8 protein-coding genes are annotated in these 9520 nt (G+C 69.2%); 5 read left to right on the top strand and 3 right to left on the bottom strand.

The window, feature by feature from the left end; genetic code table 11:
- Positions 1-15 precede the first annotated feature (15 nt).
- Positions 16-1026 carry an NAD-dependent epimerase/dehydratase family protein gene (locus tag ROP_RS23825; protein WP_015888567.1) on the top strand — a complete coding sequence of 337 codons (1011 nt, stop codon included), beginning with the start codon at positions 16-18 and terminating at the stop codon, positions 1024-1026.
- On the opposite strand, the gene ROP_RS23830 is transcribed toward ROP_RS23825, so the two are convergent.
- Entirely contained in the window at positions 996-2543 is a 1548-nt protein-coding gene (locus tag ROP_RS23830; protein WP_015888568.1) for an alpha,alpha-trehalose-phosphate synthase (UDP-forming), read from the bottom strand. The genes ROP_RS23825 and ROP_RS23830 overlap by 31 nt on opposite strands.
- A gap of 33 nt (positions 2544-2576) precedes the next feature.
- On the bottom strand, positions 2577-2750 hold the full coding sequence (locus ROP_RS43535; protein ID WP_005244525.1) for a hypothetical protein: 174 nt from the start codon (positions 2748-2750) through the stop codon (positions 2577-2579).
- Between the two features lie 167 nt (positions 2751-2917).
- Between ROP_RS43535 and ROP_RS23835 the strand changes: the two genes are divergently transcribed.
- Both ROP_RS23835 and ROP_RS23840 read left to right on the top strand, forming a co-directional pair.
- On the top strand, positions 2918-4621 hold the full coding sequence (locus ROP_RS23835; protein ID WP_015888569.1) for an ABC transporter ATP-binding protein: 1704 nt from the start codon (positions 2918-2920) through the stop codon (positions 4619-4621).
- Positions 4618-6363, top strand: a complete 1746-nt coding sequence (locus ROP_RS23840; RefSeq protein ID WP_015888570.1) for an ABC transporter ATP-binding protein — start codon at positions 4618-4620, stop codon at positions 6361-6363. The genes ROP_RS23835 and ROP_RS23840 overlap by 4 nt, the downstream gene beginning before the upstream one ends.
- Positions 6364-6421: 58 nt before the next feature.
- Here the strand turns inward: ROP_RS23840 and ROP_RS23845 are convergent, their stop codons facing one another.
- Entirely contained in the window at positions 6422-7357 is a 936-nt protein-coding gene (locus tag ROP_RS23845) for a methionyl-tRNA formyltransferase (protein WP_015888571.1), read from the bottom strand.
- Positions 7358-7467: 110 nt separating this feature from the next.
- On the opposite strand from ROP_RS23845, the gene ROP_RS23850 reads away from it, so the two are divergent.
- Positions 7468-8271: an alpha/beta fold hydrolase gene (locus ROP_RS23850; RefSeq protein ID WP_015888572.1), complete on the top strand. Its 804-nt coding sequence runs from the start codon at positions 7468-7470 to the stop codon at positions 8269-8271.
- Positions 8272-8311: 40 nt separating this feature from the next.
- Positions 8312-9511 carry a sensor domain-containing diguanylate cyclase gene (locus ROP_RS23855; RefSeq protein ID WP_015888573.1) on the top strand — a complete coding sequence of 400 codons (1200 nt, stop codon included), beginning with the start codon at positions 8312-8314 and terminating at the stop codon, positions 9509-9511.
- Positions 9512-9520 lie beyond the last annotated feature (9 nt).

A 9520-nucleotide genomic window follows, 5' to 3' on the forward strand; every position in this document is an offset into this window, starting at 1 on the left:
AACGGGGAGTCGTCGATGAAGGTTGCAGTAACCGGCGCCGCGGGATTCGTGGGCAACAATCTGCTGAATCTGCTGGTCGAGGCGGGACACGAGGTGACCGCCATCGACCGCGTGCGCTCCCGATACGCACCCGAATACGGGGTCACGTGGGTGAACGCCGACGTACTCGATGTCGAATCCATGAAGCAGGCGCTGGACGGCGCCGAGGTGGTCTACCATCTGGTCGCGATGATCACCCTCGCCCAGCAGGACGACCTGGCGTGGACCGTCAACACGAAGGGAGTTCGCACCGTCGCCGAAGCCGCTCTCGCAGTGGGGGTTCGGCGGATGGTGCACTGCAGTTCGGTGCACTCCTTCGACCAGAGCAGTTGCGGCGGAACGCTCGACGAGCACTCGCCGCGGTCGGTCGACGCGTCGATCCCCGTCTACGACAGGTCGAAATGGGCCGGCGAGATCGAACTCCGCGAGGTGGTCGACGCCGGTCTGGACGCGGTGATCTGCAACCCCACCGGGGTGTACGGGCCCGCCGACTACGGGCTGTCGCGGGTGAACGCGTTGCTGCGCAACGCCGCTCGGGGCCGGGTGCCCGCGGCGGTGCAGGGCGGGTTCGACTTCGTCGACGTCCGCGACGTCGCCGCGGGGCTGGTCGCCGCGGGCGAGAAGGGCCGCACCGGGGAGAACTACCTGATCTCGGGGCACATGCTCGGCATGCATGATGTCGTGAGGAGGGCAGCGCGTGCGGCGGGCCGTCGGGGGCCGCTGTACTCGTTCCCGCTCAGCGTCGTCGAACGCGTGCTGCCGATCGCCGAACCGATCGGGACCCGGTTCGGGTCGGACGTGCTGTCGCGGTCGGCGATGTCGGCGCTGCTCGCGGCCCCGGTCGTCGACGGCGGCAAGGCGCGGTCCGAACTCGGGTACGCCCCGCGGCCCGCCGACGAGACGATCCGCGACTTCGTCGGCTTCCTGGTGACGTCCGGTCAGCTGAACCGGGGACGTCAGTTGTCCCCGGTCGCGTCCTCGGTGTAGTCGGACTCGGAGGCCTCGGCGGGGGCGATCAGCGCGGGGCCCGCGGCGCCGCCGTGCGCGAGGGCGTCGAGGAAGGACCGGGCCCACCGGTCGACGTCGTGCGCGAGGACCTGCCTGCGCAGGGCCCGCATGTGGCGTCGGCCGTCCTCCTTCTGCTGATTCAGGGCCTGCTCCATCGCGTCCTTGACGCTGTCGAGATCGTGCGGGTTGCACAGGAACGCCTGGCGCAGTTCGGCGGCCGCACCGGTGAATTCACTCAGCAGCAGCGCGCCGCCGAGATCGCTCCGGCACGCCACGTACTCCTTCGCGACCAGATTCATGCCGTCGCGCAGCGGGGTCACCAGCATCACGTCGGCGGCGACGAAGAACGCGATCAGCTCGTCGCGGGGGATGGGCCGGTGAATGTAGTGCACGACGGGCCTGCCGACCTCGCCGTACTCGCCGTTGATCCGCGACACCGACTGCTCGATCTCGCCGCGCATGTGGACGTAGCTCTCGACGCGTTCCCGGCTGGGTGTCGCAAGTTGCACGAGCACGGTGTCGGCGGGGTCGACGCGCTTCTCGTCGAGCAGCTCGTGCAACGCGGCGAGGCGGACGTCGATGCCCTTCGTGTAATCGAGGCGGTCGACGCCGAGCATGATGTGTCGGGGATTGCCCAGTTCCTTGCGGATCTTCCTGGCGCGGTCCCGGATCGACTTGGACCGGGACTGCTCGTCCAGCTGTCCCGAGTCGATGGAGATCGGGAACGCGCCGACGCGGACCGTGCGGAAACCCACCTGCACGACGCCCAGCTTGGAGCGGACGCCCACGTTGCCGCGGGACGTCTGCTGGCCGGCGAGTTTGCGGGCCAGGTAGAGGAAGTTCTGGGCGCCGCCCGGGAGGTGGAACCCGATCAGGTCGGCACCCAGCAGGCCCTCGATGATCTCGGTGCGCCACGGCATCTGCATGAACAGTTCCACCGGCGGGAACGGAATGTGCAGGAAGAACCCGATGGTGAGGTCGGGGCGGAGCATGCGCAGCATCTTCGGAACGAGCTGCAGCTGATAGTCCTGGATCCACACGGTGGCGCCCTGCGCGGCAGCCTTCGACGTGGCCTCCGCGAACCGCCGGTTGACCTCGACGTAGGCGTTCCACCAGGCGCGGTTGTACTCGGGCTTGACGATGACGTCGTGGTACAGCGGCCAGAGGGTGGCGTTGGAGAAGCCCTCGTAGTAGTCGGCGATCTCCGCGGCGCTCAGCGGAACGGGGTACAGCTCGAGATCGTCCTCCACCACGGGATCGAGCTCCGCGTCCGGGACCCCCGCCCAGCCGACCCACGCGCCCTTGTTGCGGCGCAGGATCGGCTCGAGCGCGGTGACGAGGCCACCGGGGCTGCGCTTCCAGCGGGTGGTGCCGTCCGGAAGGCGTTCGAGATCGACGGGGAGCCGGTTCGCGACGACGACGAAGTCGGCTTGCCCGGAAACCGGATCAGAAGTCGAGCGTGATGACGATGCTGACGATTCCGAACTGGCAGCCACGGGCTTCCTTCGCAGTCGAAGTGGATGAAATTCTCAGTCGAGCTTGGTGGTGGGGCCGATTCCGAGCATGGAGAGCAGCATCCTGCACTCGTCGGCATCTTCGGCGTATGCAGCGACTACGCGCTGCGCCTGGCGGGCGGTCTCGTCGGCTAGGGGTTCGAGATCCTCGTCCGCGATGTCGTTTTCGGCGGTCGTCTTCGCGGCCATCTTTGTCCTCTCGGGCTTGCTGCTGCGTCACGCGCAGTAGTTCGTATCGGCGACTCTATGAGAACCGGGCATGTCAACGCTAGTTGCCCATCGATTAGGGTTCCTCTAGTTAGGGTCCGCTTACTTTGTGGTGGGTGGGCGAAGCGCCGGCGTTGGGAGTTACGCGCGTGAAGACTGGTGGCACCGCAATCCTGCGTCGCACGCTGGTGCGAAATCGGGGTCGACTGGGAATCGGCACCGTACTCGTCTGCCTGCATCAGGTAGCGGAGACGCTGGTCCCGATCTCGATCGGCGTGATCGTCGACCGGGCCGTCGCGACCGGCGACCTGCTCGCTCTCGCGGTGTGGCTGTGCGCGCTCGCACTGCTGTTCCTGGTGCTCACCGCCGCCTGGCGCTACGGTGCGCGTTTCATCGTCGTGGCGATGCAGAACGAGGCCCACCAGCTGCGGATGGAGGTCGCGCACCGCATCCTCGACCCGCGGGGAGTGCGCACCGACCTGCGTGCCGGTGAGCTGCTGTCCGTCTCGACGTCGGACGCCGACCGCGCGGCCTGGATCGCGGACATCACCCCGCGCGCCGCCGCGGCCCTCACCGCGGCGATCGGATCCGCCATCGCCCTGCTGCTGATCGACGTGCCCCTCGGCCTCGCCGTCCTGATCGGCACCCCCGTCATCCTCGGCCTTCTCCAACTCGCGGCGCCGCTGATCACCCGCCGCGCCACCGACCAGCAGGCGGCGGTCGCGCGGGCGTCCGCGATGGCCACCGACCTCGTGAGCGGGCTGCGCCCCCTGCGCGGGATCGGCGCCGAGGTGTCGGCGTCGCGCCGATACCGGGCGGCCAGCCGCGACGCGCTCGGCGCCACCCTGCACACGGCGAAGAGTTCCGCCGTGTTCGCCGGGGTGTCGATGACGGTCAGCGCACTCCTCGCCGTCGGGGTCGCGGGATTCGCGGGCTGGTTCGCCCTCGAGGGCCGCATCACCATCGGCGAGCTGATCACCGTCGTCGGACTGTCCCAGTTCTTCATCGAACCGCTCGGTGTTCTCGCCGGCCTGCCCGGATTCCTCGCCCTCGCCCGCGCGTCGGCGGACCGCCTCGCCCTGGTCCTGGACGCGGAACCCCTGCTGCCCGCCGGCGCGGGCCGGACCCTCGACGGCAGCGAACTCAGCCTCACCGGGGTGTCCTACCGATCGCTGAGCGGACTCGATCTCCGGGTCACCCCCGGCGAACTGCTCGGCGTCGTCGCGTACCGCCCCCAGGACGCGGAGGCGCTCGCCGCGCTGCTGTCCGGGCAGGTCCCGCCGGACCGGTACGACGGCGAACTGACGGTGGGCGGGGTCCGGCTGTCGGACGCGGATCTCGCGCACGCCCGCCGAACACTGCTCGTCGAACCGCACAACGGCGACCTGTTCTCCGGAACCGTCGCGTCGAACGTGACCGCGGGCAGGCCCGGCGCGCCGGCGGCGGAGGTGCACGCGGCGCTGTCGGCGTCCGCGGCGGTCGACGTCGTCGAAGCCCACCCCGAGGGACTCGATCACGAGGTCGCCGACCGCGGGTCCTCGCTGTCCGGCGGTCAACGGCAGCGCGTCGCCCTGGCACGCGCCCTGGTGGCGCAGTCGCCGGTGATGGTGCTGCACGATCCGACGACGGCGGTGGACGCCGTCACCGAACACACGATCGCAGGCGGAATCGCGGACCTGCGGCACCGCTCCGGAGCGCACGGTCAGACCACGATCCTCATCACGAGCAGCCCTGCGCTGCTGTCCGTCACCGACCGCGTCGTCGTGCTCGACGACGGAACGGTGGTCGGTGAGGGCACCCACCCGCAGCTGGCCACCGAGAACGCGAACTACCGTCAGGCGGTCCTGCGATGAGTGAACTGCTTCCCATCGCGAACGCGCGCGACACCTGGGGGTGGCTGAGATCCGAGCTGGGACGGCGCCGCGGCCGGAGCGTCTTCACCCTGCTGGTGGCGGCTGTCGCGGCCGGCATGGCACTGATCCCCGTCTACGTGTTCGGCGTCCTCGTCGACCGCGTCCAGGACGGCGCGCCGCCGTCCACCATCGGCTGGGTGGTCGCGGTGATCGCGTCCGCCGCGGTGGTCGGCGGAGTGTGCGCCGGGTTCGCGTCGTACCTGATCCGCAGTCTCGGCGAGGGAATCCTGGCGGACCTGCGCGAGCGCACCGTCGACCGCGCGCTCCGGCTGCCGATCCAGACGGTCGAACGCGTCGGCAAGGGCGACCTGCTGTCGCGTGTCGGCGACGACGTCGCGGTGATCGGCAAGGCCGTCACCGACGTGGTCCCCAACCTCGTCACGGCGGTCCTGCTGGTGGTGCTCAGCATGGTCACGATGCTCGGCATCGACTGGCGGCTCGGGCTCGCCGGGATGGTCGCGCTGCCGATGTACGCGCTGGCGATGCGCTGGTACCTGCCGCGGTCCGCGCCGGTGTACGCCGCCGAACGCGTCGCTATGGGTGAGCGTTCGCAGGCCCTGATCAGCAGCATGCAGGGTGCCCGGACGGTGCGCGCCTACGGCCTGGAAGACAGCCACCTCGACCAGATCAACGGTGCGTCGGAGAAGGCCCGCGACCTGTCCGTCGGCGTCTTCGCGCTGTTCACCCGGTTCGCGGGACGCGGCAACCGGGCCGAGTTCGTGGGCCTGGCCACCATCCTCGCCGCCGGGTTCGCGCTGGTGAACGCAGACATCGTCACCGTCGGCCAGACCACCACCGCGGCGCTGCTCTTCCACCGGTTGTTCAATCCGATCGGCATGCTGATGTACACGTTCGACGAGGTGCAGTCGGCCGGTGCGAGCCTGGCGCGGCTCGTCGGCGTCGTCGACCTCGACGAAGAATCGTCCGGCGGGACCGCCACTGGGGAGACCACCGACGCGACGCTCGAACTCGACGGCGTCCGCCACACCTACGACGGTCGCCACGAGGTGGTGCACGGCATCAGCCTGCACGTGAAATCCGGGGAACGCGTCGCCCTCGTCGGCTCGACCGGGGCGGGCAAGACGACGGTCGCGGCGATCGCGGCCGGGTCGATCGTGCCGACGGCAGGGTCGGTGCGCATCGGCGGAACCGCGCTGGCGGATCTCGAGCCGGGTGGTCTCCGCCGCCGGGTGGCGATCGTCAGCCAGGAAGTCCACGTGTTCGCCGGACCGCTGATCGACGACCTGCGGCTCGCGGCACCCGACGCGTCCGAGGAGGACGCGGCGATGGCGTTGAAGGCCGTCGGCGCCGACGGCTGGGTGACCGCTCTGGACGACGGCGTCCAGACCGTGGTCGGGGAGGGCGGGCACGAGTTGACCGCCGCCCAGGCGCAGCAGCTGGCCCTGGCCCGGCTCGTCCTCGCGAACCCGGCGGTCGCCATCCTCGACGAGGCGACGGCCGAAGCGGGCAGCGCGGGTGCGCGGGAACTCGAGGCGTCGGCGGAGGCCGCGACCCGCGGTCGCACAACGCTGGTGGTGGCCCACCGGCTGACGCAGGCGGCTGCCGCCGATCGGGTGGTCGTCCTCGAACACGGCCGGATCGTCGAGGAGGGTCCGCACACAACGCTCGTCGCCGCCGGCGGACGCTACGCCGAGCTGTGGTCGGCGTGGGAGGGGCGGTAGGCCCTCCGGGCCCGTGCGCCTTTCTGGTTGCTCCCGCGACCAAAAAGGCGCACGGGCGTCAGCTGAGGTAGCCGCCGCCGTGGGGGAAGAAGTCGGTCCCGGCGAGTTCGGTGCCGTCGTCGAGGCGGACGCGCTGGATCTTCAGGCCCTTGTTCTGTCCGGTGCGGGCGTCGGGTCCGGCGACGATGACCATCCCGTCGCCTTCGTGGATGAAGACACGCCCGGGCGTTCCACCGTAATTTCCTTCGGATACGGCGGCCTTCAGAACCCGGATGCGCTGCCCCTTGAAGTGGGTGTAGGCGTTCGGGTACGGGTCGGACTGCGCGCGGACGAGGCGTTCGATGGCGTCGGCGGGCCACGTCCAGTCGATCAGGCTGTCCTCGGGGGCGCGCTTGTGGAAGAACGTGGCCTGCGAGCGATCCTGCGGCGTCCAGTCCGTGCGACCGGATTCGATCAGCGCGAGCGCGTCGAGCGTGATCGGGCCGATCATGTCGACGGTGCGGTGGAACAGATCGGTGACGGTGTCCGTCGGCCCGACCCGCGTCGACCTCTGCAAAACGATGTCGCCGGCGTCGAGTTCCTCGTCCATCAGGTGCGCGGTGAGGCCTACTTCTTCCTCACCGTTGATGAGCGCCCAGATGAGCGGGGAGAATCCTGTGTACTTGGGCAGGAGCGAATCGTGAATATTGAGGGTGCCGTAGCGGGGAGAGTCGAAGACGTCCCGTGGCAGCCACGTGCGCCAGTTGTTGGCGACGACGATGTCGGGGTCGGCTTCCTTCAGCGCCGCCTTGAAGTCCTCGTCCGGCTTGGTGGCGATGTGCACGGGCACGCCGTGCTCGGTGGCCAGGTCGGCGACGGAGTCCGCCCACATCTGTTCGTAGACGTGGTCGCTCTTGGGGTGGGTGATCGCGAGGACGACCTCATGGTCGGACTGGAGCAGGGCCTGCAGGGTACGGTGACCCCAGGTTTGATATCCGAGTGTGGCGACTCTCAACGCGGTCCTCCTGGACGAGCTTGTCGGTCAGTGCCGCGATTGAGCGGCGGCAGAGCCAGCTTAGGCTATCCAATCTATTTCGGTGAGACTGCCCAGGGAAGGAAGGCAAGATGACGATCGCCACGATCAACGGGATCCCCCTGAATTACCAGGTCAAGGGATCCGGCGATTTAGTGGTGCTCATCATGGGGACCGGAAGCCCGGGACGGGTGTGGGATCTGCATCAGACCCCCGCGCTCGTCGACGCCGGCTACCGCGTCTGCACGTTCGACAACCGGGGCATCGCGCCGTCCGGCGAGAGCGTCGACGGGATCACCATGGACGACCTCGTCGCGGACACCGCGGGACTGATCGAGCACCTCGGCGGTGGTCCGGCCCGCGTCGTCGGCACCTCGATGGGCGCCCGCGTCGCGCAGGAACTGGCCCTGTCCCGCCCCGACCTCGTGCTCAAGGCGGCCTTCCTCGCCGGACACGCCCGAATGGACTACTTCCAGCAGACCCTCACCGAGGGTGAGCGCGCCCTCCACGACAGCGGTGTCGAACTCCCCGCGAAGTACCGGGCCGCGGTGACGGCCGTGATGAATCTGTCGCCCGCGTCGCTCGTCGACCCGCACACGGCCCGCGACTGGCTCGACCTGTTCGAGTTCAGCGGCGGCCGGACGTCGGACGGCGTGCGCGCGCAGATGGAGATGGACCGCAGCTTCGACCGCAGGCAGGCGTACCGGGCGATCACGGCGCCGTGCCTGTCCGTCGGTTTTGCCGACGACCGGATGATCCCGCCGTACCTCTCGCGTGAGGTGGCCGAGGCGATCCCGTCGGCCCGGTACTACGAGATTCCCGACGTCGGGCACTACGGCTATCTCGAACAGCCCGAAGTGGTGAACAAGGTGCTGCTCGAGTTCCTCGCCAACTGACGAGCGGCCGGGGGACGATCACGGTGACGGCGAGATTCTGATGGCGTTGGGCATTCCGCGCCTCGGGGTGGGCATCGTCCGGTACGACGTCGTCAACGGAATCCTGTGGTGGGACGAGAAGGCCGCCGCGATCTTCGGGGACGACGGGTCCCTGCCGCCGCTCGAACTGTGGCGGAAGCGGATCCATTCCGAGGACATCGGCACGGTGCGCCGCATGTTCGGTGACACCGCCGGTTCGGTCGGCGCGGAATGCGTGTTCCGCATCGTGCTGACGGATCGGTCGACCCGGTACATCCTCACGCGCAGCATCGACGTCACCACCGATGCGTCCGGCGACCCCGTCGAATTGACGGGGGTCGTCATCGAACTCGGACACGTGGCCGGCCGGGACTCGCAACTCGCTTCGCTGCTCGACCGGGTGGGCCTGGGGTTCGTGGCGCTCGACGAGGACCTTCGGATCATCTACGTCAACTCGGTGTGCGTGCGGCACGTGCGACGGTCGCGGGAGGAGTTGCTCGGCCGCGTCGTCACCGAGGTTCTTCCCGAGACGCAGGGCAGCTACTTCGACGCACTGTGCCGCAAGGTTCTCGCCACCGGCACACAGCAGCAGACCCGGGTGGATTCGCTGTATTCGCCCGGGGCGACGATCGAGGTGACCGCCGCGGCCGACGCGGGCGCGCTGGTCGTGCATTTCCGGGACGTCACCGCGGAAGTCACCGCCCAGAAGCGGGCGGAGGAGGCGCATGCTCTGCTCCTGCACGAGGCCACCCACGACAGTCTCACCGGGTTGCTCAATCGCGCGGCCATCACCGAGCACCTGCAGCGACTGTTCGAGCCCGGTGTGGCTCCGGCGGTCGCGTTGTTCCTCGACGTGGACGGGTTCAAGGAGGTCAACGACACGAGGGGGCATCGGGTCGGCGACCGCATCCTGCAGGCGGTGTCCGAACATCTGCGGCACGCGATGCGGACGCCTTCCGCGGTGGGCAGGCTCGGCGGCGACGAGTTCGTCGCGATCCTCCCCGACGTCGACGAACTGGACGTCGACGACGTGGTCGCCCGGATGCTCGCCTCGATCACGACGCCGATCGACGTCGGCGACGAACTGCTCGTCGTGACTCTCAGTGTCGGGATGGCGCACAGCACGTCGGCGCGCACAGTCGACGAGTTGCTCCACCACGCCGACATCGCCCTCTACGCCGCCAAGCGTCGTGGTGGGAACACCGCGGTCTGGCACGAATAGGTTGCGGGT

This window comes from Rhodococcus opacus B4, assembly GCF_000010805.1.
In the GTDB taxonomy this organism is placed as follows: Bacteria; Actinomycetota; Actinomycetes; order Mycobacteriales; family Mycobacteriaceae; genus Rhodococcus_F; species Rhodococcus_F opacus_C.

What these genes read in the sequence shown, in the direction of transcription:
- ROP_RS23825 (WP_015888567.1), top strand. Translation starts at nt 16, where the DNA reads ATGAAGGTTGCAGTAACCGGCGCCGCGGGATTCGTGGGCAACAATCTG.
- ROP_RS43535 (WP_005244525.1), bottom strand. Translation starts at nt 2,750, where the DNA reads ATGGCCGCGAAGACGACCGCCGAAAACGACATCGCGGACGAGGATCTC.
- ROP_RS23840 (WP_015888570.1), top strand. Translation starts at nt 4,618, where the DNA reads ATGAGTGAACTGCTTCCCATCGCGAACGCGCGCGACACCTGGGGGTGG.
- ROP_RS23850 (WP_015888572.1), top strand. Translation starts at nt 7,468, where the DNA reads ATGACGATCGCCACGATCAACGGGATCCCCCTGAATTACCAGGTCAAG.
- ROP_RS23855 (WP_015888573.1), top strand. Translation starts at nt 8,312, where the DNA reads ATGGCGTTGGGCATTCCGCGCCTCGGGGTGGGCATCGTCCGGTACGAC.